The following is a 25,571-nucleotide window of genomic DNA, read 5'->3' on the forward strand; positions in this document are numbered from 1 at the left end:
AAGCGCCCCCAAAAACCTGCAAACCCGAGCTCCACAGGTACACCGCGCTGTAAGGCTTTGCGGCTGCTGCGCAGCCGAGCGGGAGCAAGCTCCCTCGTCACAGGGTTTCATTTGCCAGCGCGATATTTGACCGGCACGCAAATATCAAATGCCCACCCCTCTATTTTTCCGCACAACCCAAACCCCGACACTGCGCTCCATCAATCAAACCCACCGGAGTTGCAGTCATGCCCATTGCCTTGCTCGCGCTGACCCTCAGCGCCTTCGCCATCGGGACGACCGAGTTCGTCATCGTTGGCCTGTTACCCACCATCGGTGCCGACCTCGGCGTCAGCCTGCCGTCCGCCGGCCTGCTGGTCAGTCTTTACGCACTGGGTGTTGCCATTGGCGCCCCGGTGCTGACCGCCCTCACCGGCAAAGTCCCGCGCAAATTGTTGCTGTTGTCGCTGATGGTGCTGTTCACCCTGGGCAACCTGCTGGCGTGGAAAGCCCCCAGCTACGAGTCGCTGATCATTGCGCGAATCGTCACCGGCCTGGCCCACGGGGTGTTTTTCTCGATTGGCTCGACCATCGCCACCAGCCTGGTGCCGAAGGAAAAAGCCGCCAGCGCGATTGCGATCATGTTTACCGGCCTGACTGTGGCGCTGGTCACCGGCGTACCGCTGGGAACCTTCATCGGTCAGCATTTCGGCTGGCGTGAAACCTTCCTCGCCGTGTCCGCCTTGGGTGTGATCGCCTTTATTGGCAGTCTGCTTTATGTGCCGAAAAACATCGCCCACAGCAAACCCGCTTCGCTGTTGCAGCAATTGCAGGTGCTCAAGCAACCACGCCTGCTGCTGGTGTACGCCATGACTGCGGTCGGTTACGGCGGCTCGTTCATCGCCTTCACCTTCCTGGCGCCGATTCTTCAGGACATTTCCGGCTTCAGTGCCGGCACCGTCAGCCTGGTGTTGCTGGTCTATGGCATCTCGGTGGCCGTCGGCAACATCTGGGGCGGCAAACTGGCGGACAAACGCGGCCCGATCAGCGCCCTGAAAATCATCTTCGCCCTGCTCGCTGCCGTACTGTTCGTGCTGACCTTTACCGCCGGCAACCCATGGCTGGCGCTGGCCACCGTGCTGGTCTGGGGCGCAGTGGCGTTCGGCAACGTGCCGGGGCTGCAGGTTTACGTAGTGCGCCAGGCCGAACATCACACCCCGCAGGCTGTGGATGTGGCCTCGGGGCTGAACATCGCCGCGTTCAACCTTGGCATCGCCGGCGGCGCGTGGGGTGGTGGCTTGATCGTTGCGCACATGGGCCTGATCCACACGGCGTGGATTGGCGGGCTGGTGGTGTTGGTGGCATTGGCGCTGACGGCTTGGAGTGGTCGTCTTGATCGCCTCGGCCCGGTCTATGCCGAGGGCTCAACCCGCATCGCCGTCAGCCACTAAACCCTGTGGGAGCGGGCTTGCTCGCGAAAGCGGTGTGTCAGCTGCATTAATGTCGACTGACACTCCCTCTTCGCGAGCAAGCCCGCTCCCACATTTTGTTATGCGGTGTTTATCGAGGTTGCCGTCCGTAGCCCCGTCGAAACTTTCACGGTTATCCCACGGTCATCAAAAGACAGTGGCAACCGAGGACCATTAGACGGGAGGCGACATGGCGGCGATTCACATCGGTATTTCAGGCTGGCGCTACACACCCTGGCGGGGTGGTTTCTACCCGAAGGGGCTGACCCAGAAGCGCGAATTGCAATTTGCGTCACGGGCGGTCAACAGCATCGAAATCAATGGATCGTTTTACGCCCTGCAACGGCCTGAACGTTACGCCCAGTGGTACGCAGAAACCCCGGCGGACTTCGTGTTCAGCGTCAAAGCCCCGCGGTTCATCACCCATATCAAACGCCTGCGGGACATTCATAAACCGCTGGCGAATTTCTTTGCCTCCGGGATCCTCGAGCTCAAAGAAAAACTCGGTCCGATCCTCTGGCAGTTCCCGCCCAACTTCAAATTTGACGTCGAGCTGTTCGAAAGCTTCCTCAAGCAATTGCCCCACGACACCCAGCAGGCGGCCGCCCTCGCCCGCCAGCACGATTCGCACCTGCACGGCCCCGCCAGCATGAAGGCGTACAAGAAAAAGCCGCTGCGCCATGCCGTTGAAATCAGGAACGAGACCTTTATTGACCCGGCGTTCGTGCGCCTGCTCAAACGCTACAACGTTGCCTTGGTGATCGCCGACACCGCCGGAAAATGGCCGTACCGCGAAGACGTCACCAGTGATTTCGTCTACCTGCGCCTGCACGGCACCGAAGAACTCTATGCCAGCGGTTACACCCCCGAGGCGCTGGAACGCTGGGGCGAGCGGATCGACGCCTGGAACCACGGCCAGCAACCCGCCGATCCACAGTTGATCGCACCTCGGCAGAAACCGAAAGCGCGCAAGTCCCGGGAAGTCTTCTGCTATTTCGACAACGACATCAAGGTCCGCGCGCCCTTCGATGCTCGGCGCTTGCTTGAGCACTTCCATCTCGACAAGGACCTCGCTACCGCCCCCGGCGAACCTGTTGCCGAAGGGGTATTGCCATGAGCATTTCCGAACCGGTCGGCACCACCGACGAACAGCAACCGATCATCACCGCCGTGCGCCGCTTCACCGTGCTGACGGTCAATACCCACAAGGGTTTCACTGCGCTCAACCGGCGCTTCATCCTGCCGGAATTGCGCGAAGCGGTGCGCAGCGTGTCCGCCGACGTGGTGTTTTTGCAGGAAGTCCACGGCACCCACGAGCATCATCCGCAGCGCTACAGCAACTGGCCAGCGATGCCGCAGTACGAATTCCTCGCCGACACCCTGTGGCCGCAGTTTGCCTATGGCCGCAACGCGGTGTACCCGGCGGGTGATCACGGCAATGCGTTGTTGTCGAAATTCCAGATCATTCGCAACGACAACTTCGACGTCTCGATCAGCGGCCACGAGAACCGCGGCATCCTGCACTGCGTGTTGCGCCTGCCGGGCGATGGCCGGGAATTGCACGCCATTTGCGTGCATCTGGGGTTGCGTGAGTCCCATAGAACGGAACAACTCAAGTTGCTGGCGCAACGCCTTGAAGACCTTCCGGACGACGCCCCGGTGATCGTCGCCGGCGACTTCAACGATTGGCGCCTGCGGGCCGATGCGCTGCTCAAGCCCTGCGGCCTGCGCGAAGTGTTCGCCGAACACCACGGCAAACCGGCACGCAGTTTTCCGGCGCGATTGCCCGCGCTACGCCTGGACCGCATCTATGTGCGCAACCTCAAGGCCAGCCGTCCGCAAGTGCTGGCGGCGCGGCCCTGGTCACACCTTTCCGACCACGCACCGCTATCGGTGGAGATCGAGCTATGAGCAGCGCCCCGATGGAAAAGGCCACCGTTGAACACGTGCCGACTAACCCGCCGGTGCGTGAACCCGGTGTGGTCGACGTCGAATACGGCTGGCAGGGCAATAACCTTGTGGAAATGCTGGAAAACGGCGAAGCCTATTTCCCGCGGGTGTTCGAGGCCATGCGCCAGGCCAAGACCGAAATCCTCCTGGAAACCTTCATTGTGTTCGAGGACAAGGTCGGCAATGAGCTGCAGCAAGTGCTGATCGAAGCCGCCCAACGCGGCGTACGGGTCACCGCCAGCCTCGACGGGTTTGGCTGTGGCGAGTTGAGCAACGGCTATCTCGCGGCGTTGAGCCAAGCCGGCGTGCGCCTGCAAATATTCGATCCGGCGCCCAAGCATCTGGGCATCCGCACCAACTGGTTCCGCCGCCTGCACCGCAAGATCGTGGTGGTGGACGGCACGATTGCGTTCATCGGCGGGATCAACTTTTCCGCCGACCATCTGGCCGACTTCGGCCCCGAGGCCAAGCAGGATTATTCGGTTGAAGTGCAAGGTCCGGCGGTGGCTGACATCCATCATTTCGCGCTGCTGCAAAGTGGCCGCCCGGCCCGCGCCAAATACTGGTGGCAACGCCGCCGGCAGCGGCGCTCGGAACTGGCCTTCAGCGATCACGACGGCCAGGTTCGCCTGGTGTACCGCGACAACGGCGACCACCGGACGGATATCGAAGAGGTTTACCGCCAGGTGCTGCGCAGTGCCCAGCGCCGCGTCGTGATCGCCAATGCCTACTTCTTTCCGGGTTACCGCTTGCTGCGTGAAATCCGCAACGCCGCGCGCCGTGGCGTGGACGTGCGCCTGATTCTGCAAGGCCAACCAGACATGATGGTGGCCAAACTGGCCGCGCGCATGACCTACGACTATCTGCTCAAGTCCGGGGTGCAGATCTTTGAATATTGCGAACGCCCGCTGCACGGCAAAGTCGCGCTGGTGGATGAGGACTGGAGCACCGTTGGCTCAAGCAATCTCGACCCGTTGAGCCTGTCCATGAACCTGGAAGCCAATGTGTTGATCCGCGACCGTGCCTTCAATCACGACCTGTTCGAACGGCTTGAGGTGCTGAGCAATAACCACTGCAAAGCCATGTTCGTGGAAAAGTCACCGCGCGGACGGATCTGGCACATGACCGTCGGCTTTCTGGTGTTTCACTTCCTGCGCCACTTCCCGGCCTGGGCCGGTTGGCTGCCAGCGCATAAACCTCGTCTGAAACCCTTTACTCATCAAGCCGGGAGCGACCACCATGGACCGCGTTGAAGCTCACTCGGCACCTCATGACGACAGCACAGCACCTGCCCCGGAAAAGAAAACACGCTGGAGCCGCTGGAAAAAGCCGCTGACGATGCTGTTTTTCCTGGCGCTGATCGTGCTGTTGACGATGCTTGCCCAGCGCATCGAATGGGATGAAGTGTTCCACACCCTGGCCAATTTCAAGGTGCGCACACTGATCATTGCGTCCGGCCTGACGCTGGTGAGTTTTCTGGTATACGCCTGTTTTGACCTGATCGGCCGCACCTACATCCGCCAGGACCTGACCTGGAAACAGATCCTGCCCGTGGGGGTCATCAGCTACGCCTTCAACCTCAACCTGAGCGCATGGGTCGGCGGCATTGCCATGCGTTATCGCCTGTATTCGCGGCTCGGGGTGAGCAAAAGCAACATCGCGAAAATCCTCGGATTGAGCCTGGCGACCAATTGGTTCGGCTACATGGTGATTGCGGGCGCGGTGTTCAGCAGCGGACTGGTCAGAATGCCTCCGGGCTGGAAGCTGAGTAGCGGTGCATTGCAAGCTGTTGGCGTGTTGCTGTTGTTGGTGAGCGCGGGGTATCTGGCGGCGTGTCAGTTTTCCAGGCGTCGGGAATGGTCAATACGCGGGGTGGAAATCAATCTGCCGTCGCTGCGTATGGCGGTGCTGCAACTGGCCCTCGGGGCACTGAACTGGTCGCTGATGGCAGCGGTGATTTTCACGTTGCTGCCGAGCAAGCTGGATTATCCGTTGGTGCTCGGGGTGTTGCTGATCAGTGCGATTGCCGGGGTGATTACCCACATTCCTGCGGGGCTCGGGGTGTTGGAGGCGGTATTTGTGGCGTTGTTGCAGCATGAGGCTTCGCGGGGGAGCCTGGTGGCGGGGTTGCTGGCGTATCGGGCGATCTATTTTATTTTGCCGTTGCTGATTACGTTGGTGATGTATCTGGTGGTGGAGGCCAAGGCGAAGTCGCTGCGGATTGCCAAAAAGCCCAAAGAGTCAGGTTGATTTCGAGGACGCCATCGCGGGCAAGCCCGCTCCCACAAGGTTCTGCGGTGTTACAGATAGTGTATTCACCAGAGACCCTGTGGGAGCGGGCTTGCCCGCGAAGGCGTCCGAAAGATCCCCACTCATTTCGACTGAATAATGCTCAACCGCTCGCCAACCACCATCTCGGTAATCCAGTCCACCAGAATCGACGTATACGCCTGCTGCGAAACCGGTTCGCTCAACGCGTGATCGGCGCCGTCGATGATCCGGTGCGTCAGCGAATGCGTCTGTTGGCACGCGGCGCGGTAGCTCATGATCGTTGCGTGAGGCACGAAGTCGTCGGTCTCGGACTCCACAAGCAGCACATCCCCGGTGAATTGCGAACAGGCATGCAGGGCGCGATTGCTGTCGGCGCGTACCAGCGTGTTGCGGTAATCGCGCAAATCCGCCTTGTCCAGTTCACGCTTGGGCGTGTGCCATTCATCGTCGCGATACAGCGCCGGCACCCGCAGCGCCAGCCAGCGCACCGGGCGCAACGAAGTCAGGATCGAGGCCAGATAACCGCCATAGCTGGTGCCGACCACCGCAATGGCGGAGGTGTCGAGCGCCGGATGGGCGAGCAAGCGGTCGTACGCCGCCAGCAAATCGCGCAGGTTGTCTTCACGGGTGACGCGAGTGAGCGGAATACCGGTGCCGCCGGTGTGCCCGCGCAAGTCGAACGTCAGGCACACGCACCCCAGACCGGCGATGCCTTTGGCCCGTTCCAGATCCCGCTCCTGGCTGCCGCCCCAACCGTGCACAAACAACACGCCGGGGACTTTCGATTTGGGGCTCAGAAATGTCCCGCTCATTTGTTCATCGTCGATGTCGATCTGAATGGTTTCGCTTCTAGCCGTCATAGGATTTGACCGTTACGTACTTGAGAAGAAAGTCACTGTTTTGCGCCGGTCCGCGATACACCTCGATGGCGTCCGCCGGCAGCGGCTGGTCGATGTAGGTTTCCACCGAAGACACGCTAATCGCGCGCATTCCGGGGTCGTTGACGAAGCTCTGCAACGCCGCCACTTCGGCACTGCTGGCACCGCCCATGCGCCAGGACTGTTCGAGCACACCGCTTCGCTGTTGGCCATTGCTGTCCAGGCCTTGGGCGATGTCATAGTTGCGGCGCGAGGCATAGAAACCGGGGTAGGCCTCGTCTGCGGCACTGTCGAACACTTGCGCTTGCTGGATCGCCAGGCGCACATCGTCAGGCAGGTCCAGTTTCAGCAGGTCTTCGTAGTAACCCTGCACCACCAGCAGATTGGAACCTCCATAAACCTGCTCGCCCTGACCGTCTTCGGTCAAGTATTGATCGCCGCAATAACTCAGCACCCTGCCGCCGATAAAGCTCTGGCCGACGCTGTGGGTGATCACTTTGTCGAGATCCTGCTCAAGCACCACGCCTTCGTTGAACAGCGCCTTGGCATCGGGACGAGCCAGAACCGCATCGAACTGATCGAGGCTTTTGATCACTTCCTGGCCTCGTCCGGCGCAGGCATGAATCGGCTTGATGCGGATCGGTCCGGTGTAGAGCAAATGCTCAGCCGCCGGTCGCGCATCGTCGAACGAGAACACGCTGAGGCCATCGAGCACCACGCTGCGTACGCGTTCGGAAAACAACGGTGACCAGCCTTCCGGGGCGTGCGCATTTTTGTTGCGCAACCCGTGACTGATGGCTTTGGTGCAGATGAAATCGTGATCGACGTAGCCGCCCCACATATCCTCCGGCCCCGTGACGCCCAATGCCCGGGCGGCAGCGACGCCGACCAGGGTCTGGGTCGGCAAGAGATAAAGATCGCGGCCGTTATGAAGTTCGGGATCGTAGCTGCCACCGAACTTGAGCCCGAGGATTTGCGCCAGCCAACGGGCGAGTGCGCGATTGGTTTCGACTTCGTGCTGGGGCGCCTCGGGGCGGACCGAGTGGGCGACCACCAGTTTCTTGCGGTTTGTTGGGGTCATGCGTCCCCCTTCAATCGGCTTTTGATGAATGTAGTTGAAGGGGTGCAGAGATCAAGCCAAGGGCGGCTTGATCGAAATGGCCTTGAATTCAGTCGGTTGCAGGAATCGTAATGGCACGACGCCTGCTCGATTCTGCACGACGCCCATCGGCGACTCCGGCATTTTGCACGATCCCGGCCTTCCACTGATCCCCTGTGGGAGCGAGCCTGCTCGCGATAGCGGTGTGTCAGTCACATTAATTTGTCTGACACACCGCTATCGCGAGCAGGCTCGCTCCCACAGGGGATTGGGGTGTTACAACTACCGGGTTGCGGCAATGGGCGTCACGCCAAACCGTGACCGGTAATCACTCGGCGCCAGCCCGGTAATTTTCTTGAACGTCGCCCGGAACGCCCCCGGGTCCTGATAGCCCACGGTCCACGCGATGTGGTCGATGGTGCCGTTGGTGAATTCGAGCATTTCCCGCGCCTTGCCGACCCGCAGGTGCTGGCAATACTCGGTGGGTTTCAACCCGGTCGCTGCGCGGAAGCGGCGCAGGAACGTGCGTTCTTCCAGCCCCGCCCGCTCGGCCATCGCTGTCAACGACACATCGGTGGCCCCGGTGCTTTGCAGCCAGTGCTGAACCTTGAGAATCGATGCGTCGCCGTGGCTGAGAATCGGTGAAAAATTGCTACCGCATTCACTCGCGCTGTCGCTGTGCTCCACCACCAGAAAACGCGCAGTGCCGGTGGCGATGCTCGGGCCGAGCAGACGGTCTACCAAACGCAGCCCCAGCTCGGACCAGGCCATCAGCCCGGCGGTGGTGATCAAGTCGCCGTCGTCGACAATGGGCGTATCGGCCTTGAGCTTGATCGCCGGATAACGCTCGGCGAACGTTTTGGCCGAGGTCCAGTGGGTGGTGGCACTGCGGCCGTCGAGCAAACCGCTTTCCGCCAACAGAATCGAGCCCACGCAGATGCCACCGAGCGTCGCGCCCTGCGCATGTTGCTGACGCATCCAGTCGATCAACGCCTGCGGTGCCTGGCCTTCGGAAAACCCTGCGATCGACGGCGGAATCAACACCGCCACCAAGGCGCGATCGGGCCCCGGATGACTGTCGTAGACCCGCTCCGGCGCCTGCTCGCCATCAACCTGCCAATGGCTGACCCGCAGCAACGGCAACTGCGCAGACTGATGTTCGGCGGCAATCCGGTTGGCCACGCCGAACAGATCGGTCAACCCGTGCACCGCCGCCATCTGCGCGCCGGGATAAATCAGCACGCCGAGTTCGGCGATTGCCCTTTGTGCATCCATTGTCAGTTTTCCCCCTTCTATTGTCGGTGCGGCCAATCCCCTGACGGCCTGCCAGAGCCAATACTTCGTTCCACACCCAACACACACATTTCGAGGAAACAGCCATGGCCAAGCAAGCACTCATCGTAGTCGATATCCAAAACGACTACTTCCCCCAAGGCAAGTGGCCGCTGGTCGGTGCCGATGCTGCCGCCGACAACGCCGTCCGTTTGCTCAAAGCCTTTCGTGATGCTGGTGATTCGGTGGTGCACATCCGTCACGAATTCACCTCTGACGAAGCCCCTTTCTTCACCCCGGGTTCGGAAGGCGCGAAGCTGCACCCGAAAGTCCTGAACCGTGCCGACGAGCCGGTGGTGCTCAAGCACTTCGTCAACTCGTTCCGTGAAACCGAACTCAAATCGATCCTCGACGAGCAAGGCATCAAGGAACTGGTGGTCGTCGGCAGCATGAGCCACATGTGCGTCGATGGCATCACCCGCGCCGCGGCCGATTTCGGCTACACCGTCACCGTGATCCACGACGCCTGTGCCTCACGCGACCTGGAATTCAACGGCGTCACAGTGCCCGCCGCCCACGTTCACGCCGCCTTCATGTCGGCCCTGGGTTTTGCCTATGCGAACGTGATTTCCACTGACGAATTCCTGGCGGCCAGCCGCTGATCTCTTAACTTATTGATCAACTTCCGAAAAGGGTCCGCCGCGCTTGAGCGCTGCGGGCCCTTTTGGCTGGCCGAAAAAAGTAATGCAAAAAATCTCACGCGTGAGCTATTGAGAGTGGCAAAAATTGCCTGTAGTGTTTCCCACGCGTGAGTTTTTCACATCGAGGTCAGCCCCATGAAAAGCAGCTCTCCATCGAGCCCCCCAACCGGGCCCGAGACCGATCCAGCAAGCCGCAAGGGAGAGCGCGCGAAACCGTCCGCGAAAAAACCGTCGAGCTTTTACATGAAGCAGATGCGCGCGGGCCTGGGTGCCGCCGGTTATGTGAAACACGAGACTTGGGTGCTTCCCGAAAACCGAAGCCTGCTCAAGCAGATGGAGAAACAGCTTCGCCAACCGATTCTGGCTGGCTCATTCATGTCGGAGAATTACATGAGCGCAGGTACAAACTGGAACATTGATCGCCTCTTCAGCGCCCTTCAGGCCCTGGACGAAGTGGTTTCGAACGACATCACGCTTTCTCTCGTTCAAGGCTCCGAATCCAGCATCAAGCTGGAAATGAACGATTTCGGTGGCTTGCCGATTTACATCGCGGTGGTGGGCGAGCAGATCATCGTCGATACCGTTCTGGTCGACATCGAGTCTATCAACGACGTGCCGGCCTTCAATGACGCCGTGCTGCGCAGCCGGGAGATGTTCCCCCTGTCCTCGATCGGTATCGAGTCCATGCCGAACGGGCAGATTGTCTACAACATGTTCGGCGCCCTGAGCTCCGACTCCAGCCTGACGAACATCGTGACCGAGGTGAAAACCCTGGTCGATAACGTCCAGCGCGCCAGCGAAGCCTTCGAACGTTTCTTCAATTAATTATTCGGTATCAGGAAATATCCAATGACTCAGTCCATCTGGAGCAAATTGTTCACCGCGCTGCGCGGCGGTGCCAACGAAGTCGGCGAATCGATTGTCGACCAACAGGCCCTGCGCATCCTCGACCAGGAAATTCGCGATGCGGACAGCGCCCTGGCCAACGCCAAACGTGAACTGGTCACCATCATGGCCAAGCACAAACTGTCGGCTGACCGCGTCAGCGAGTACAACGCCAAGATCAAGGACCTGGAATCCAAGGCCCTGGCCGCGATCCAGGCCAACCGTGAAGACCTGGCACTGGAAGTGGCCGAAGCCATTTCGACCCTGACCAACGAGCTGGACGTCGAGCAGAAGCAGGCCACCGAATTCGGCGGTTACGCTGAAAACATGCGCAAAGACATCACCAAGGCTGAAAACCGCATCAAGAGCCTGCGCCAGCAAGTGGACATGGCCAAGGCCCGCGAAAGCGTACAGAAAGCCCAGGTCAGTGCTTCGATCGCCAGTGGCGGCGCCAACGGCAAGCTGGAAACCGCCGTCGGTACATTGAACCGCCTGCAGGCCAAGCAGCAGCAACGCGCGGCTGAACTGGAAGCTCAGGACCAACTGGCCGATGCATCGACCGGTACTGATCTGGAACGCAAACTGCGCGACGCCGGCATCACGCCGAACGAAGGCAGCGCCAATGCGATTCTGGAACGCCTGAAGAAAAAATCGGCTGAGTAATCGACTCTCGGGTCGAACGCATAACCTGTGGGAGCTAGCCTGCTAGCGATTGCGGTTTGTCAGACAACATCGATATCGACTGACACTCCCCCTTCGCGAGCAGGCTCGCTCCCACAATAGGATGCGTTCCAGTTTTCAGTGAATCGAGGTCAAGGATGGATGCCCTGAAGGGTTTCAAGACAATCGCAGGCTTGGCGCTCGTCATGGTCGCGTTGCAACTGTTCAACGTCGCGACCGGCTACAGCCTCATGGCCTTCGGCCTGATCCCGAGAACCGTGCACGGTCTGCTCGGCATCATCACCTCGCCTTTCCTGCACGCTTCCTTTGCGCACCTGAGCGCGAACCTGATTGCCTTTTTGATACTGGGCACCCTGGTCATCATCGAAGGACTCAACCGGTTCATTGCGGTCAGCGCGATCATTATTCTGCTGGGCGGCGCGCTGGTCTGGCTGTTCGGCTTTGCCGGCGTACACATCGGCGCCAGCGGCTGGGTATTCGGACTGTGGGCGTACCTCTTGTCCCGCGCCTGGTTTCACAGGAGCTGGGGCAACCTGATAACGGCCGGCGTCGTTGCCTTGCTCTACGGCGGGCTGATTTTTGGCTTCCTGCCTCGCCAGGGTGTTTCCTTCGAAGGTCACCTGTTTGGTGCACTCGCCGGATTTATTGCAGCCAAGGTACTTTTCTCGGCGCCGCGCAGCAGGTTTAATGCCGCCGGTTGAACGCACTTGTGCATTGAGACGCCGAGGCGATGAAGTCGCCAGGAACAAGTACCCACGGAGTCAGGGACGAAATGTCGATTTTCCTTTTATTGCGCATGTATGCCTCGTCCCTCTTCCACCGTTTCGGCTGGGCAGGTCTGGTCATTGCCTTGGGCGTCCACCTGATCACGGCGTATCTGGGCCTGGTGCTCCTGGGCGAACAACACCTCACCGCCCCCGCCACGTTTACTTACTTCTATCTGACCACCACACTCACCGTCGGCTATGGCGATCTTGCGCCGCAGACAGCGGCGGGACGGATTTTCGTGGCCACCTGGGTCATGCTCGGGGGCATTGCGCTGCTGACGGCAGCCATCGGCAAAACCACCAGCAGCGTCATTGATGCATGGAGAAAAGGCATGAAGGGCAAAGGCGATTTCACCGGCAAGGTCGGCCATACGGTTCTCATCGGCTGGGAAGGCGCGTCCAGTGAGCGGGTCATTGAATTGTTGCTTCAGGACGAAACCTCGAACGACAACCTGATCGTCATTTGCGATTGCACCCTTGAAGAAAACCCGATGCCGGGCAAAGCCAGCTTCATCAAAGGTGAAAGCCTGTCTTCGGTTGCGTTGCTACTACGCGCTGGCGTTCCCGGTGCCGAACGCGTTCTGGTGCGAACCCATTCAGACGACCTGACCCTGGCCACGGTGCTGGCGGTCAATCAACTGAAGCCTGTCGGGCATGTGGTCGCCCACTTCAATGACAGTGAAGTCGCCGCACTCGCCAGCGCTTATGCGCCGAGTCTGGAATGCACTTCAAGCATGGCCATCGAGATGTTGGTGCGCGCGTCTCAGGATCCGGGCTCGTCAGTGGTCATCAATGAACTGCTGTGCGTGGGTCAAGGCGCCACCCAATACCTGATGAAACTGCCCGAGGCCTTTGAAGCGACGTTTGGCGATCTGTACACACGGATGAAAGAACATCACAACGCCACGCTCATCGGCTATCGCGCCAAGGGCGCCCGACAACCGTCGATCAACCCGCCCGGCGCTACCCGCGTTGAGGGCGGCGAACTCTTCTACATCGCCTCCACTCGCCTCAAGGAAATCTCCAATGGGATGGTTTAAACAGTTGATGGGGCTTGAGGCCCCGAACGCGACGCCAGAGTCGAAATGGACCGCCAACGAAACCCCGCCACCTGCCACCGGCCCATTGGGCCTCGGATTGGGCAAGGGCGTGATGTTCGACACCTCCCTGAGATTGTTGCTCGACGGCAACACCACGGTGACCATCCCGGGTTCCCAGCAGATCTGGAGCAACGGCACCGTCGATCTCGGGCAGTCGACCTGGCTGTCGCGCTATTACATGAACGACGAAGACTACTGGCTGCAGGTACACACCACCGGCGAAATTGCCGGGCAGGTCGAGTCGGTGATCCTGTTCAACTACCTCAGTTACATCACCATCAGCAGTGAAGCGGAGCTGCGCCGATTGGCCGGTCCGCAAAGCCTGATCGGGCTGCCGACCTACACCCATAACGGCGTCGAATACACCCGCGAATGGGGCACCGAGAATGGCCAGACAGAATTGGTGGCGTTGAGCGAACAGCTGAAAAATCCGGAGGAGTCCTACGGCATCGAGCACCGTTCGATGCTGTACGCCCGCGAAACCGGCCTGACCGATCGCCGGGAGTTCCTGCTGTTTTCCGTTGAGGAAGACGCCGAAGGCACCATCAGCTTGAGTACGTCGCTAGGCATCTCGCTGTACACAACCGACCTGAATACGTTTTAAAAAAGGAAGAAGTCCATGCTAGAAGCACTCTCCATCTCCCTGAACAAGGCCGCCGTGTTCGGGTTTGTTTCGTACATTCTCGGCGCCGCGGTTTTGTTCGCGCTGTTTCAGTTCATCTACACCCGCATCACCCCGCACAAGGAATTCGAACTGATCCGTTCGGGCAACGTAGCCGCTGCAATTGCCCTGGGCGGCGCCGTCATCGGCTTCGCCATTCCGGCGAGCAACGTGATTGCGTACTCGATCAGCATCCTCGACTTCGTTGTCTGGGCAGTGATCGCGGCCCTCGTGCAACTGCTGGCGTTTCTGGTCACCAGCCTGGTGCTCAAAGGCACCTCGGAACGCATCAAGAAAGGTGAAATCGCGGCCGGCATCTACGTCGCAGCCGTGGCCATCAGCGTCGGCATGTTGAACGCCGCGTGCATGACCCCTTCCCAGAACTGATTGCGCCCGGAGATCCCGATGAAACGAAGCAAGTACGTTCAGCTTTCGCTGGCAGCGTCGGTCGCCATGGCGATATCCGGCTGCGGACCGACGGAAAAAACCTACGCGGTGCAAAAGAAGTACAACTTCCAGTCCGTTCAGCAGTGCGCCGATGAAAAGCTTCCGGTGGACGTCTGCTCGGACGCCTACATGACGGCCATGGCCGAGCATCGCCGCATTGCGCCGGTGTACGACAGCCAGGCCGATTGCGATGCCGACTTTGTCGCCGACTGGTGCCAGCAGGATTCCGCCGGCAAGTTCATCCCCAAGCTCGGCGGTTTCGAACTGACCGCCGATGGCCAGGTGACGCAATCCCAGGTGGACGCCGCCAAGGCGCAATTACCCGCCTCGGAAACGGCGAACACGGGTGGCTCGGGCTTCTCCACCAGCAGCCTGCTGACCGGCTTGCTGATCGGCAACATGCTGAGCAGCAACCGCAACAGCTACTACTCCGAGCCGGTGTATCGCTATCGCGATGATCGCGGCAGCTACTCGAACTCGACGCTCAGCCAGCGGATTGCCAAGGGCTCGACGTTCACCAAGTCCAATCAGGCGCGGTACGGCAGCAGCAACTACGCCGACTCGGTCCGTTCTTCTACCAGCAAGCCGGTTTCCGTTTCCTCGTCCACCTCCCGTGGCGGCTTCGGCAGCAAGGCCAGCGCACGCAGCGGCTGGGGCGGCGGCGGATCGAGCAGTTAAGGAAACCGGGCCATGAAGAAGATCCAATGCGCAGAACGTCCTGACTGGAAGCAGACAGCCGAGAGTCTCGGCTTTATGTTCCATACCATCGACAACGAACCTTACTGGGACGAGAGCGCGTATTACCAGTTCACGCTCAAGCAGATCGAGAACGATCTCGAAGACCCGACCACCGAGATCCATGAGATGTGCATGGACCTGGTGGCCCGCGTGGTGCAGAGCGAGGAGCTGCTGGAGCGCCTGAGCATTCCGGCGCCATTCTTCGACATGGTCCGCACCTCATGGCTCCAAGGTCACCCGCACCTGTACGGGCGCATGGACTTCTCCTACAACGGCACCGGTCCCGCCAAGTTGCTCGAACTCAACTACGACACGCCGACCAGCCTGTATGAGGCGGCGGCGTTTCAGTGGGGCTGGCTGGAGCAATGCATCGAACGCGGTGTGCTGCCCAAGCAGGCCGACCAGTTCAACAGCATCGACACCAAACTGCATCAGGCCTTCGCCCAATTGCAGCTCAAGCAGCCCTTCTACTTCGCCTCGATGAAAGACTCGGTCGAAGACAAGGGCACCACCGATTACCTGCGGCTGGTGGCGGAAAAGGTCGGCATCGAATCACGCCACATCGATATCGAAGACATCGGCCTGACCAGTGACGGACGTTTCGTCGACCTCGAAGAACGCTGGATTCCTCACCTGTTCAAGCTGCACGCCTGGGAGTTCATCTTCCACGAGCCCTTTGGTGCCGCGATTGCCCAGAGTGATACGCAGTTTTTCGAGCCGGCGTGGAAATCCATCATCTCCAACAAAGGCATCCTGCCGCTGTTGTGGGAATTCAACAAAGGTCACCCGAACCTGCTCGCGGCGCACCTGGATGCTGACCCGAACAAAGCAGTGCCGAAGGGCTGGGTGCGCAAGCCGTTCTTCTCGCGGGAAGGCGCCAACATCGAGCTGCAAACCGCTGACGGTCTGATCGTGAAAGAGGACGGCCCCTACACCGATGCGCCGTTTATCCTTCAGGAATTCGCGCCGCTGCCACGTTTTGGCGACAGCTACACGCTGATTGGCTCCTGGGTGATCGGCGATCAGGCGGCGGGGATCGGTGTGCGAGAGGACAACAGCCTGATCACCAAGGATTCGAGTCGCTTCTTGCCGCATCTGATCCTCGACTGACTGCTAAAAAAGGCCCGTTGGGGACATATCACAAGACGCTCGCAAGACTTACAGCTGAAATACCGGATAATGGCGGCCATTCGTCTAGCCGTTATTCTGGTAATCCCCCATGGAAATCAAGGTCAACTTTCTCGACAACCTTCGACTTGAAGCCAAGTTCGATGACTTCACGGTGGTGGCCGATCAACCTATCCGCTACAAGGGCGATGGCTCGGCACCGGGTCCGTTCGACTACTTCCTGGCGTCGTCAGCGTTGTGCGCCGCTTACTTTGTGAAGTTGTACTGCAGCACGCGCAATATCCCCACGGATAACATCCGGCTGTCGCAGAACAACATTGTTGACCCGGAAAACCGTTACAACCAGATTTTCAAGATCCAGGTCGAGTTACCGGCGGACATCTCCGACAAGGATCGCCAGGGCATCCTGCGCTCCATCGACCGTTGCACCGTGAAAAAAGTGGTGCAGGCCGGGCCGGAGTTTGTGATCGAAGAGGTGGACAACCTCGACGCCGATGCCCAGGCATTGCTGATGCCGGCGTCCAGTTCAGAGGCGAGCACTTACATCGCGGGCAAGGATCTGCCGCTGGAGCAAACCATCGCCAATATGTCGGCCATTCTGGCGGACCTGGGCATGAAGATTGAAATCGCCTCGTGGCGCAATATCGTGCCCAATGTGTGGTCGCTGCATATCCGCGATGCGCACTCGCCGATGTGCTTTACCAACGGCAAGGGTTCGACCAAGGAAAGCGCACTGGCATCGGCGTTGGGCGAGTTTATCGAGCGACTCAACTGCAACTTCTTCTACAACGACCAGTTCTGGGGCGAGGACATCGCCAACGCGCCGTTTGTGCATTACCCGGACGAACGCTGGTTCAAGCCTGGCCGTAAAGATGAACTGCCGACGGAAATCCTCGACGCGTACTGCCTGAAGATTTACAACCGCGACGGCGAGCTGCGCGGCTCCCACCTGATCGACACCAACTCGGGCAACGAAGAGCGCGGCATCTGCTCGCTGCCGTTCGTGCGCCAGTCCGATGGCGAGGTGGTGTATTTCCCGTCCAACCTGATTGAAAACTTGTTCCTGAGCAACGGCATGAGTGCCGGTAACACGCTGGCCGAAGCCCAGGTCCAGTGCCTGTCGGAGATCTTCGAGCGCGCGGTCAAACGCGAAATCATCGAAGGTGAATTTGCATTGCCGGATGTGCCGGCTGATGTGCTGGCGAAGTACCCCGGAATACTGGCCGGTATTCAGGCGCTGGAAGAACAGGGGTTCCCCGTGCTGGTGAAGGATGCGTCCCTGGGCGGTGAATTCCCGGTGATGTGCGTCACGCTGATGAACCCGCGCACAGGTGGTGTATTCGCCTCGTTCGGCGCGCACCCGAGCCTGGAAGTGGCGCTCGAACGCAGCCTCACCGAATTGCTCCAGGGTCGCAGCTTCGAAGGCCTCAACGATTTGCCCCAGCCGACGTTTGAAGGTCATGCGGTGACCGAGCCGAATAACTTCGTCGAGCACTTCATCGACTCCAGCGGCGTGGTGTCGTGGCGCTTCTTCAGCTCCAAGTCCGATTACGAATTCGTGGAGTGGGACTTCTCCGGCCAGGGCGAAAACTCGAACACCGACGAAGCCGCAACGCTGTTCGGCATTCTCGAGGGCATGGGCAAAGAAGCGTATATGGCGGTGTATGAGCACATTGGTGCAACGGCCTGCCGCATCCTGGTGCCGGACTATTCGGAAATCTATCCCGCGGACGATCTGATCTGGGATAACACCAACAAAGCGCTGTTCTTCCGCGCCGATATCCTCAACCTGCATCGCCTGGACGAAGAGGAACTGCAAGCGCTTGTTGAGCGTCTGGTGGAAAGCGAGCTGGACGACTACACCGACATCACCTCCTTGATCGGCATCGAATTTGATGACAATACGGCCTGGGGTCAGCTGACGATCCTGGAGTTGAAGCTGCTGATCTATCTCGCCTTGCAGCAATATGAAGAGGCGAAAGAGGCCGTGGAAATGTTCCTGCAGTACAACGACAACACCGTTGAGCGCGGCTTGTTCTACCAGGCTGTCAATGTGGTGCTGGAGATGAAGCTGGACGAAGACCTGGAACTGGAAGACTACGAGGCCAATTTCCGTCGGATGTTTGGCAACGAGCGCACGGATGCAGCGATCGGCTCGGTGGACGGCAGCGTGCGTTTCCATGGCTTGACGCCGACCAGCATGAAGCTGGAGGGGCTCGACAGACACCTGCGCCTTATCGAGAGCTACAAAAAACTGCACACCGCGCGGGCCAACGTCACGACGTTATCCCTTTAACAGTGCCCACAAAAAAGCGAAGCCGGATTAATGGCTTCGCTTTTTTTGGTGTCACTTATCGAGTAGCTGCTTCTCAGAACGGGATATCGTCATCAAAGCTGTCGAAATCCGGTGCTGGCTGCGGAGCGGCCTGCTGTGGAGCCGGAGCCTGACGCGACTGTTGCGGTGCCGACTGCTGCGGACGCGGCGCCTGCTGGCGTGGAGCCGGGGCAGACTGCTGATAGTTATTGCCCCCGCCTTGTTGGTCGCCCTGTTGTGGACGGCCGCCGAGCAGTTGCATGGTGCCTTGCATGTCGACCACGATTTCAGTGGTGTAACGCTTGATACCGTCTTTTTCCCACTCGCGGGTCTGCAGCTTGCCTTCGATGTAGACCTGCGAACCTTTACGCAGGTATTCACCGGCGATCTCTGCGACCTTGCCGAACATCGAAACACGGTGCCATTCGGTCTTCTCGACCTTCTGACCGGTTTGCTTGTCGGTCCACTGTTCGCTGGTCGCCAGACTCAGGTTGGTCACGGCGTTACCGTTAGGCAAGTAGCGAACTTCGGGATCCTGGCCGCAAGTGCCGACCAATATGACTTTGTTAACCCCACGGGCCATAACGTTCTCCTAGGCTTCGCACGCTGTCGCGGCCGGGTTGTTCACCAGACGCTCGAGGGTAGTGCGATCCAATAATTCGGTGTCCAGTTTGATGTAAATCGCCGCTTCATCGGCAACCACGATTGCATCGGTTACTCCAACGACGGCCTTGAGGCGCTCGATCAGGCCAGCTTCACGAATCGCTTCGGGCGACAACGGCAAGCGCAGGCTCGTCACGTACGGAGGTTCCCGCATGGTAACAGCAAAGGCTAGCCAAAGTGCAGCCAGCCCGGCACATCCCAAGAACACAACCGACAAACCGCCGTGCTGAAACATCCAGCCGCCGAGGATCCCGCCCAGCGCCGAACCGAGGAACTGGCTGGTGGAATAAACCCCCATCGCCGTGCCTTTGCCGCCTGCCGGTGAAACCTTGCTGATCAGCGATGGCAACGAAGCTTCGAGCAAGTTGAACGCGGTAAAGAACACCACCGTCCCGATCACCAGAGCCCGCAGGCTATCGCCGAACTGCCAGAAGAATAGCTCAGTGAGCATCAGCGTCAGCACCGCGCCCAATAAAACTCGTTTCATTTTGCGTTTCTTCTCGCCGTAGATAATGAACGGGATCATGGCGAAGAAGGAGATCAGCAGCGCGGTCAGGTAGACCCACCAGTGCTGCTCTTTGGGCAACCCGGCTTTTTCGACCAGGGCCAGGGGCAAGGCAACGAAGCTCGACATCAACATCGCGTGCAACACAAAAATGCCCAGGTCCAGGCGCAACAGGTCCGGATGCTTGAGCGTCGGGATCAGCGCCGAACGCGCGACACCGGATTCACGGTGCTGCAACGGGCCGGTGGAACGCGGCACCATGAACATCACAATCACAATGCCGAACAGCGCCATGCCACCCGTGGCGAGGAACAACCCGGACAGACCGAAGGCGCGGGTCAGCAACGGCCCTACCACCATGGCGACAGCGAACGACAGACCAATCGTCATGCCGATCATGGCCATGGCTTTGGTCCGATGCTGTTCCCGGGTCAGGTCTGACAGCAGCGCCATCACCGCAGCGGAAATCGCCCCGGCGCCTTGCAGGATCCGTCCGGCGATGACGCCCCAGATCGAATCGGCATTGGCCGCCAGCACGCTGCCGAGGGCGAAGATGATCAGCCCGAGGTAAATAACCGGACGGCGGCCGATGCGGTCGGAAATGAAGCCGAAAGGAATCTGGAAAATCGCCTGGGTCAGGCCGTAAGCGCCAATCGCCAGCCCGATGAGGGCCGGGGTCGCCCCTGCCAGATCCATCCCATAGGTCGCCAGTACCGGCAACACCATGAACATGCCAAGCATACGGAAGGCGAACACCAGGGCCAGACCGCTTGCTGCGCGCGTCTCACTGCCACTCATGCGTTCGCTGTGGGGATCGTGCATGGAAAAACCTCATGTGAACCGGCGGCGATTCTACCAGTCCCATCGATTGACGGGGTATATCGCGACGCTTTGACGCGCTCCGCTGACAGACTCTTCATGTAAGACGCAAATCCGCTCGTTTGATAGTGTGCATCCATCCAGTATTTGGCCGTATACTCCTACGTTTTCGACGCCCGCCAAGCGAGGCCACTTTGGACAAGATCCTGATTCGTGGGGCCCGAACCCACAACCTGAAGAACATCGACCTGACCCTGCCACGGGACAAACTGATCGTCATCACCGGCCTGTCCGGATCCGGCAAATCGTCCCTGGCGTTTGACACGCTGTACGCCGAAGGCCAGCGCCGCTACGTCGAATCGCTGTCGGCCTATGCCCGGCAGTTTTTGTCGATGATGGAAAAGCCTGACGTCGACACCATCGAAGGTTTGTCGCCAGCCATTTCCATCGAACAGAAGTCGACCTCGCACAACCCGCGCTCGACGGTCGGCACCATCACCGAAATCTACGACTACCTGCGCCTGCTTTATGCACGCGTGGGTATTCCGCGCTGCCCGGATCACGACATTCCGCTGGAAGCGCAGACCGTCAGCCAGATGGTCGACCTGGTCCTCGCCCAGCCGGAGGGCAGCAAGCTGATGCTGTTGGCCCCGGTGATTCGCGAGCGTAAAGGCGAGCATCTGTCGGTCTTCGAAGAACTGCGTGCCCAGGGTTTTGTCCGGGCGCGGGTCAACGGCCGGCTCTGCGAGCTGGACGAGTTGCCGAAGCTGGATAAACAGAAGAAGCACTCGATCGATGTCGTGGTTGACCGCTTCAAGGTTCGCCCCGACCTGCAACAGCGCCTGGCCGAGTCGTTCGAGACCGCACTGAAGCTGGCGGACGGCATTGCGCTGGTAGCGCCGATGGACGACGAGCCCGGCGAAGAGATCATCTTCTCCGCGCGCTTCGCCTGCCCGATCTGCGGTCATGCCATTAGCGAACTCGAACCCAAGCTGTTCTCCTTCAACAACCCGGCGGGCGCTTGCCCGACGTGCGATGGTCTGGGGGTCAAGCAGTTCTTCGACATCAAGCGCCTGGTGAACGGCGAGCTGACGCTGGCCGAGGGCGCGATTCGCGGCTGGGACAGGCGTAACGTCTATTACTTCCAGATGCTCGGGTCGCTGGCCTCACACTACAAGTTCAGCCTCGAAGTGCCGTTCAACGACCTGCCGGCCGATCAGCAGAAATTCATCCTGCACGGCAGCGGTTCGCAAAACGTCGACTTCAAATACCTGAACGACCGCGGCGACATCGTCAAACGCTCGCACCCGTTCGAAGGCATCGTGCCGAACCTCGAACGCCGCTACCGCGAGACCGAGTCGGCTTCGGTGCGTGAAGAGCTGGCCAAGTTCCTCAGCACCCAGCATTGCCCGGATTGCCGGGGCACGCGCCTGCGTCGTGAGGCGCGGCACGTCTGGGTGGGCGAGAAGACGCTGCCGGCGGTGACCAATCTGCCGATTGGCGATGCGTGTGAATATTTCGGCGTATTGAAGCTGACCGGCCGCCGCGGAGAAATTGCCGACAAGATCCTCAAGGAAATCCGCGAGCGCCTGCAGTTCCTGGTCAACGTGGGTCTCGACTATCTTTCACTGGACCGCAGTGCCGACACCTTGTCCGGCGGTGAAGCTCAGCGGATTCGTCTGGCCAGTCAGATTGGCGCCGGCCTTGTGGGGGTTCTGTACATCCTCGATGAGCCGTCGATCGGCCTGCATCAACGTGATAACGATCGGTTGCTCGGCACGCTCAAGCACCTGCGTGACATCGGCAACACAGTGATCGTGGTCGAACACGACGAAGATGCCATTCGCCTCGCGGACTATGTGGTCGACATTGGGCCGGGCGCGGGTGTCCACGGTGGGCATATTGTCGCCGAAGGTACGCCGGCCGAGGTCATGGCTCACCCTGATTCGTTGACCGGCAAGTATCTGTCGGGCCGGGTGAAGATTGCGGTTCCAGCCAAACGCACACCGCGTAACAAGAAGTTGTCGCTGTCCCTCAAGGGCGCTCGCGGCAACAACTTGCGCAATGTCGACCTGGACATTCCGATTGGTCTGTTGACGTGCGTCACCGGTGTGTCCGGCTCGGGCAAGTCGACGCTCATCAACAACACGCTGTTTCCCTTGAGCGCCACGGCACTCAATGGCGCAACGACGCTTGAGGCTGCCGCTCACGACAGCATCAAGGGCCTGGAGCATCTGGATAAGGTCGTCGACATCGACCAGAGCCCGATCGGCCGTACGCCGCGCTCCAACCCGGCGACCTACACCGGGCTGTTCACGCCGATTCGTGAATTGTTCGCGGGCGTGCCGGAATCTCGCTCCCGTGGTTACGGCCCAGGCCGCTTCTCCTTCAACGTGAAGGGCGGACGCTGCGAAGCGTGTCAGGGCGATGGCCTGATTAAGGTGGAAATGCACTTCCTGCCGGACATCTATGTCCCGTGCGACGTCTGCAAGAGCAAGCGCTACAACCGCGAAACCCTTGAGATCAAGTACAAGGGCAAGAGCATCCACGAAACCCTCGAGATGACCATCGAGGAAGCGCGAGTGTTCTTTGATGCGGTTCCGGCACTGGCGCGCAAGCTTCAGACGTTGATGGATGTAGGCCTGTCCTACATCAAGCTGGGACAATCGGCGACGACGCTGTCGGGGGGTGAAGCCCAGCGGGTGAAACTGTCCCGCGAGCTGTCCAAGCGCGACACCGGCAAGACCCTGTACATCCTCGATGAGCCGACCACCGGCCTGCACTTCGCGGATATTCAGCAACTGCTGGACGTGCTGCATCGACTGCGCGACCACGGCAACACCGTGGTGGTGATCGAGCACAACCTCGATGTGATCAAGACGGCCGACTGGCTGGTGGACCTGGGGCCGGAAGGCGGCTCCAAGGGCGGACAGATCATTGCTGTCGGTACCCCGGAAGAAGTGTCGGAGATGAAGCAGTCTCACACCGGCTTCTACCTCAAGCCGCTGCTGGCTCGCGACAAGGCCTGAATCACAGCCATGAAAAAGCCCCTGTCACTTTGTCAGTGACAGGGGCTTTTTTGTATCCGGTGGAATCAGGCGTGCGACTGCAGGTAGTTCTCGAGACCGATCAATTTGATCAGACCCATCTGCTTTTCAAGCCAGTAGGTGTGGTCTTCTTCGGTGTCATGCAATTGAACACGCAGCATCTCGCGGCTGACATAGTCCTTGTGCTGCTCGCAGAGCTTGATGCCCTTACAAAGCGCAGCGCGGACTTTGTATTCCAGTCGCAGGTCGGCAGCGAGCATGTCAGGCACCGTGGTGCCGACGTCGAGATCGTCCGGACGCATGCGCGGCGTGCCTTCCAGCATCAGGATACGGCGCATCAGTGCATCGGCGTGCCCTGCTTCTTCTTCCATCTCGTGGTTGATTCGTTCGTAGAGCTTGGTGAAACCCCAGTCCTCATACATCCGCGAATGGACGAAATATTGATCACGCGCCGCCAGTTCGCCGGTGAGCAACGTGTTGAGGTAATCGATTACATCTGGGTGGCCTTGCATCGCCCTACATCTCCCTGCTTGAAAGTCTGTAGTTTGAACCAAGGCGACTGTTTGGTCACTCCGTTCGCGCGATAAAAGCGAAGATATTCTGAGAAAAGCAGTTCAAATAACGCAAAAACCGCCCAAATGAGGGCGGTTCTGCTTCTCGTTTAGACTTCGTTAAGCTGTACGTTGAGTGCCTTTGCGATTGCTTCTCCATACGCCGGGTCAGCCTTGTAGAAATGCTGCAACTGGCGATCAACCACATCACTGGAAACACCAGCCATCGCGCCGGCAATGTTGCTGACCAACAGAGTTTTCTGCTCGTCATTCATGAGTCGGAAAAGTGCACCGGCGTGGCTGTAGTAGTCGGTGTCTTCGCGATGATCGTAACGATCAGCGGCGCCGCTCAATGCCAAAGCCGGCTCAGCGTAGCGCGGCGCTTGTTTTGGCGAATCGACATAGCTGTTCGGCTCATAGTTTGGTGCCGCACCGCCATTGCTGCCGAACGCCATCGAACCATCGCGCTGGTAGCTATTCACCGGACTGCGAGGCGCGTTCACAGGCAGCTGCTGATGGTTGGTGCCAATGCGGTAGCGGTGAGCGTCGGCGTAAGCGAACACACGGCCCTGGAGCATGCGATCCGGCGACAGACCAACACCCGGGACCATGTTGCTCGGACCGAACGCCGCCTGCTCGACTTCAGCAAAGTAGTTCTGCGGATTGCGATTGAGCTCCAGCTCTCCGACTTCGATCAGCGGAAACTCTTTCTGCGACCAGGTTTTGGTCACGTCGAACGGGTTTTCGTAGTGCGCTGCGGCCTGGGCCTCAGTCATGATCTGGATGCACACGCGCCATTTCGGGAAGTCACCGCGCTCAATCGCTCCGAACAGGTCACGCTGCGCGTAATCCGGATCGGTACCGGCCAGGCGTGCTGCATCTGCAGGCGCCAGGTTCTTGACCCCTTGCTTGGTCTTGTAGTGCCACTTCACCCAATGCCGCTCGCCATTGGCGTTGATCAGGCTGTAGGTGTGGCTGCCGAAGCCGTGCATGTGACGATAGCCGTCAGGAATGCCACGGTCGGAAAACAGAATGGTGACCTGGTGCAGCGCCTCAGGCGAGTGCGACCAGAAGTCCCACATCATCTGCGCGCTTTTCAGGTTGCTTTGCGGCAGACGTTTTTGGGTGTGGATAAAGTCGGGGAATTTCAGCGGATCACGGATGAAGAACACGGGCGTGTTGTTGCCGACGATGTCCCAGTTACCTTCTTCGGTGTAGAACTTCAAGGCAAAGCCACGTGGGTCGCGCTCAGTATCCGCCGAACCACGTTCGCCACCTACCGTGGAAAACCGCAGGAACGTCGGGGTTTGCTTGCCGACCGATTCAAACAGTTTGGCGCTGGTGTATTGGGTGATGTCGCGAGTTACGGTAAACGTACCGTAAGCACCCGAGCCTTTGGCGTGTACACGACGCTCAGGGATGTTTTCACGGTTGAAGTGGGCAAGCTTCTCGATCAGGTGGAAGTCGTCGAGCAGCAGCGGGCCACGAGGGCCGGCGGAACGGGAATTCTGGTTGTCGGCGACAGGAGCGCCGCTGGCGGTGGTCAGCGTCTTACTTTGACTCATGCGATCTCTTCCTCTGTCAGTCTTTAACTGCCGGCTATCGGCTGAGAGGGAGTATTGATCACGAACGTTACACTGACTAAT

23 protein-coding genes are annotated in these 25,571 nt (G+C 59.6%); 16 read left to right on the plus strand and 7 right to left on the minus strand.

Annotated features, from left to right (window positions below):
- Nucleotides 1-227: 227 nt before the first annotated feature.
- The 5 genes from ACA060_RS25770 to ACA060_RS25790 all read left to right on the plus strand — a co-directional run bounded on the left by ACA060_RS25770 (nucleotide 228) and on the right by ACA060_RS25790 (nucleotide 5,648).
- Nucleotides 228-1,430: an MFS transporter gene (locus tag ACA060_RS25770; RefSeq protein ID WP_109635224.1), complete on the plus strand. Its 1,203-nt coding sequence runs from the start codon at nucleotides 228-230 to the stop codon at nucleotides 1,428-1,430.
- Nucleotides 1,431-1,638: 208 nt separating this feature from the next.
- Nucleotides 1,639-2,565 carry a DUF72 domain-containing protein gene (locus ACA060_RS25775; protein WP_109635226.1) on the plus strand — a complete coding sequence of 309 codons (927 nt, stop codon included), beginning with the start codon at nucleotides 1,639-1,641 and terminating at the stop codon, nucleotides 2,563-2,565.
- Nucleotides 2,562-3,359 carry an endonuclease/exonuclease/phosphatase family protein gene (locus ACA060_RS25780; RefSeq protein ID WP_109635228.1) on the plus strand — a complete coding sequence of 266 codons (798 nt, stop codon included), beginning with the start codon at nucleotides 2,562-2,564 and terminating at the stop codon, nucleotides 3,357-3,359. Before ACA060_RS25775 ends, ACA060_RS25780 begins: the two co-directional genes overlap by 4 nt.
- Nucleotides 3,356-4,651: a cardiolipin synthase ClsB gene (clsB, locus tag ACA060_RS25785; protein ID WP_497314009.1), complete on the plus strand. Its 1,296-nt coding sequence runs from the start codon at nucleotides 3,356-3,358 to the stop codon at nucleotides 4,649-4,651. Before ACA060_RS25780 ends, clsB begins: the two co-directional genes overlap by 4 nt.
- Nucleotides 4,638-5,648 carry a lysylphosphatidylglycerol synthase domain-containing protein gene (locus ACA060_RS25790; protein WP_497314011.1) on the plus strand — a complete coding sequence of 337 codons (1,011 nt, stop codon included), beginning with the start codon at nucleotides 4,638-4,640 and terminating at the stop codon, nucleotides 5,646-5,648. The genes clsB and ACA060_RS25790 overlap by 14 nt, the downstream gene beginning before the upstream one ends.
- Nucleotides 5,649-5,770: 122 nt before the next feature.
- On the opposite strand, the gene ACA060_RS25795 is transcribed toward ACA060_RS25790, so the two are convergent.
- The 3 genes from ACA060_RS25795 to ACA060_RS25805 form a co-directional block, all read right to left on the minus strand.
- Nucleotides 5,771-6,529, minus strand: coding sequence for an alpha/beta hydrolase family protein (locus ACA060_RS25795; protein WP_109635233.1), 759 nt, complete (start codon nucleotides 6,527-6,529; stop codon nucleotides 5,771-5,773).
- Entirely contained in the window at nucleotides 6,519-7,628 is a 1,110-nt protein-coding gene (locus ACA060_RS25800; RefSeq protein WP_497314013.1) for a DUF3182 family protein, read from the minus strand. Before ACA060_RS25800 ends, ACA060_RS25795 begins: the two co-directional genes overlap by 11 nt.
- A 300-nt stretch (nucleotides 7,629-7,928) precedes the next feature.
- Nucleotides 7,929-8,921: a GlxA family transcriptional regulator gene (locus ACA060_RS25805; RefSeq protein WP_497314015.1), complete on the minus strand. Its 993-nt coding sequence runs from the start codon at nucleotides 8,919-8,921 to the stop codon at nucleotides 7,929-7,931.
- A gap of 104 nt (nucleotides 8,922-9,025) precedes the next feature.
- Between ACA060_RS25805 and ACA060_RS25810 the strand changes: the two genes are divergently transcribed.
- The 10 genes from ACA060_RS25810 (at nucleotide 9,026) to ACA060_RS25855 (ending at nucleotide 18,322) form a co-directional block, all read left to right on the plus strand.
- Nucleotides 9,026-9,580 carry a cysteine hydrolase family protein gene (locus tag ACA060_RS25810; RefSeq protein ID WP_497314017.1) on the plus strand — a complete coding sequence of 185 codons (555 nt, stop codon included), beginning with the start codon at nucleotides 9,026-9,028 and terminating at the stop codon, nucleotides 9,578-9,580.
- Nucleotides 9,581-9,862: 282 nt separating this feature from the next.
- Complete coding sequence (locus tag ACA060_RS25815; protein ID WP_010467297.1) at nucleotides 9,863-10,444, plus strand: YjfI family protein; 582 nt, start codon at nucleotides 9,863-9,865, stop codon at nucleotides 10,442-10,444.
- Nucleotides 10,445-10,468: 24 nt separating this feature from the next.
- Nucleotides 10,469-11,167 (plus strand): PspA/IM30 family protein, encoded by a 699-nt coding sequence (locus ACA060_RS25820; RefSeq protein WP_497314019.1) that lies wholly within the window; start codon nucleotides 10,469-10,471, stop codon nucleotides 11,165-11,167.
- A 155-nt stretch (nucleotides 11,168-11,322) separates the two neighbouring features.
- Complete coding sequence (locus ACA060_RS25825; protein WP_109635241.1) at nucleotides 11,323-11,886, plus strand: rhomboid family intramembrane serine protease; 564 nt, start codon at nucleotides 11,323-11,325, stop codon at nucleotides 11,884-11,886.
- A gap of 71 nt (nucleotides 11,887-11,957) precedes the next feature.
- The gene (locus ACA060_RS25830) at nucleotides 11,958-12,992 is read left to right on the plus strand and encodes an ion channel (protein ID WP_109635242.1); all 1,035 of its coding nucleotides are present in this window, start codon (nucleotides 11,958-11,960) and stop codon (nucleotides 12,990-12,992) included.
- Nucleotides 12,979-13,656 carry a DUF2491 family protein gene (locus ACA060_RS25835; protein WP_109635244.1) on the plus strand — a complete coding sequence of 226 codons (678 nt, stop codon included), beginning with the start codon at nucleotides 12,979-12,981 and terminating at the stop codon, nucleotides 13,654-13,656. Before ACA060_RS25830 ends, ACA060_RS25835 begins: the two co-directional genes overlap by 14 nt.
- 15 nt (nucleotides 13,657-13,671) lie before the next feature.
- A complete protein-coding gene (locus ACA060_RS25840; RefSeq protein ID WP_109635246.1) occupies nucleotides 13,672-14,100 on the plus strand; it encodes a DUF350 domain-containing protein in 429 nt (142 codons plus the stop codon).
- An 18-nt stretch (nucleotides 14,101-14,118) separates the two neighbouring features.
- The gene (locus ACA060_RS25845; RefSeq protein ID WP_109635248.1) at nucleotides 14,119-14,838 is read left to right on the plus strand and encodes a DUF1190 domain-containing protein; all 720 of its coding nucleotides are present in this window, start codon (nucleotides 14,119-14,121) and stop codon (nucleotides 14,836-14,838) included.
- Nucleotides 14,839-14,850: 12 nt separating this feature from the next.
- A complete protein-coding gene (locus ACA060_RS25850; RefSeq protein ID WP_497314020.1) occupies nucleotides 14,851-16,008 on the plus strand; it encodes a glutathionylspermidine synthase family protein in 1,158 nt (385 codons plus the stop codon).
- 109 nt (nucleotides 16,009-16,117) lie between these two features.
- Nucleotides 16,118-18,322 carry an OsmC domain/YcaO domain-containing protein gene (locus tag ACA060_RS25855; protein WP_497314021.1) on the plus strand — a complete coding sequence of 735 codons (2,205 nt, stop codon included), beginning with the start codon at nucleotides 16,118-16,120 and terminating at the stop codon, nucleotides 18,320-18,322.
- 73 nt (nucleotides 18,323-18,395) lie between these two features.
- Here ACA060_RS25855 and ACA060_RS25860 read toward each other — a convergent pair whose 3' ends face one another.
- Both ACA060_RS25860 and ACA060_RS25865 read right to left on the minus strand, forming a co-directional pair.
- Entirely contained in the window at nucleotides 18,396-18,923 is a 528-nt protein-coding gene (locus tag ACA060_RS25860; RefSeq protein ID WP_016969466.1) for a single-stranded DNA-binding protein, read from the minus strand.
- A 9-nt stretch (nucleotides 18,924-18,932) separates the two neighbouring features.
- Nucleotides 18,933-20,330, minus strand: coding sequence for an MFS transporter (locus ACA060_RS25865; RefSeq protein ID WP_462029816.1), 1,398 nt, complete (start codon nucleotides 20,328-20,330; stop codon nucleotides 18,933-18,935).
- A 191-nt stretch (nucleotides 20,331-20,521) separates the two neighbouring features.
- Here ACA060_RS25865 and uvrA point away from each other — a divergent pair, with 191 nt between their 5' ends.
- On the plus strand, nucleotides 20,522-23,356 hold the full coding sequence (gene uvrA, locus ACA060_RS25870) for an excinuclease ABC subunit UvrA (protein WP_497314022.1): 2,835 nt from the start codon (nucleotides 20,522-20,524) through the stop codon (nucleotides 23,354-23,356).
- Between the two features lie 65 nt (nucleotides 23,357-23,421).
- On the opposite strand, the gene bfr is transcribed toward uvrA, so the two are convergent.
- Both bfr and ACA060_RS25880 read right to left on the minus strand, forming a co-directional pair.
- Complete coding sequence (bfr, locus tag ACA060_RS25875; RefSeq protein ID WP_007943775.1) at nucleotides 23,422-23,886, minus strand: bacterioferritin; 465 nt, start codon at nucleotides 23,884-23,886, stop codon at nucleotides 23,422-23,424.
- Between the two features lie 149 nt (nucleotides 23,887-24,035).
- Complete coding sequence (locus ACA060_RS25880) at nucleotides 24,036-25,490, minus strand: catalase (RefSeq protein WP_497314024.1); 1,455 nt, start codon at nucleotides 25,488-25,490, stop codon at nucleotides 24,036-24,038.
- Nucleotides 25,491-25,571: the final 81 nt, after the last annotated feature.

Source organism: Pseudomonas sp. LBUM1671 (assembly GCF_059695685.1).

Coding starts and splice junctions, on each gene's coding strand:
- ACA060_RS25770 (WP_109635224.1), top strand. CDS start 228: ATGCCCATTGCCTTGCTCGCGCTGACCCTCAGCGCCTTCGCCATCGGG.
- ACA060_RS25775 (WP_109635226.1), top strand. CDS start 1,639: ATGGCGGCGATTCACATCGGTATTTCAGGCTGGCGCTACACACCCTGG.
- ACA060_RS25780 (WP_109635228.1), top strand. CDS start 2,562: ATGAGCATTTCCGAACCGGTCGGCACCACCGACGAACAGCAACCGATC.
- clsB (WP_497314009.1), top strand. CDS start 3,356: ATGAGCAGCGCCCCGATGGAAAAGGCCACCGTTGAACACGTGCCGACT.
- ACA060_RS25790 (WP_497314011.1), top strand. CDS start 4,638: ATGGACCGCGTTGAAGCTCACTCGGCACCTCATGACGACAGCACAGCA.
- ACA060_RS25795 (WP_109635233.1), bottom strand. CDS start 6,529: ATGACGGCTAGAAGCGAAACCATTCAGATCGACATCGACGATGAACAA.
- ACA060_RS25800 (WP_497314013.1), bottom strand. CDS start 7,628: ATGACCCCAACAAACCGCAAGAAACTGGTGGTCGCCCACTCGGTCCGC.
- ACA060_RS25805 (WP_497314015.1), bottom strand. CDS start 8,921: ATGGATGCACAAAGGGCAATCGCCGAACTCGGCGTGCTGATTTATCCC.
- ACA060_RS25810 (WP_497314017.1), top strand. CDS start 9,026: ATGGCCAAGCAAGCACTCATCGTAGTCGATATCCAAAACGACTACTTC.
- ACA060_RS25815 (WP_010467297.1), top strand. CDS start 9,863: ATGAAGCAGATGCGCGCGGGCCTGGGTGCCGCCGGTTATGTGAAACAC.
- ACA060_RS25820 (WP_497314019.1), top strand. CDS start 10,469: ATGACTCAGTCCATCTGGAGCAAATTGTTCACCGCGCTGCGCGGCGGT.
- ACA060_RS25825 (WP_109635241.1), top strand. CDS start 11,323: ATGGATGCCCTGAAGGGTTTCAAGACAATCGCAGGCTTGGCGCTCGTC.
- ACA060_RS25830 (WP_109635242.1), top strand. CDS start 11,958: ATGTCGATTTTCCTTTTATTGCGCATGTATGCCTCGTCCCTCTTCCAC.
- ACA060_RS25835 (WP_109635244.1), top strand. CDS start 12,979: ATGGGATGGTTTAAACAGTTGATGGGGCTTGAGGCCCCGAACGCGACG.
- ACA060_RS25840 (WP_109635246.1), top strand. CDS start 13,672: ATGCTAGAAGCACTCTCCATCTCCCTGAACAAGGCCGCCGTGTTCGGG.
- ACA060_RS25845 (WP_109635248.1), top strand. CDS start 14,119: ATGAAACGAAGCAAGTACGTTCAGCTTTCGCTGGCAGCGTCGGTCGCC.
- ACA060_RS25850 (WP_497314020.1), top strand. CDS start 14,851: ATGAAGAAGATCCAATGCGCAGAACGTCCTGACTGGAAGCAGACAGCC.
- ACA060_RS25855 (WP_497314021.1), top strand. CDS start 16,118: ATGGAAATCAAGGTCAACTTTCTCGACAACCTTCGACTTGAAGCCAAG.
- ACA060_RS25860 (WP_016969466.1), bottom strand. CDS start 18,923: ATGGCCCGTGGGGTTAACAAAGTCATATTGGTCGGCACTTGCGGCCAG.
- ACA060_RS25865 (WP_462029816.1), bottom strand. CDS start 20,330: ATGCACGATCCCCACAGCGAACGCATGAGTGGCAGTGAGACGCGCGCA.
- bfr (WP_007943775.1), bottom strand. CDS start 23,886: ATGCAAGGCCACCCAGATGTAATCGATTACCTCAACACGTTGCTCACC.
- ACA060_RS25880 (WP_497314024.1), bottom strand. CDS start 25,490: ATGAGTCAAAGTAAGACGCTGACCACCGCCAGCGGCGCTCCTGTCGCC.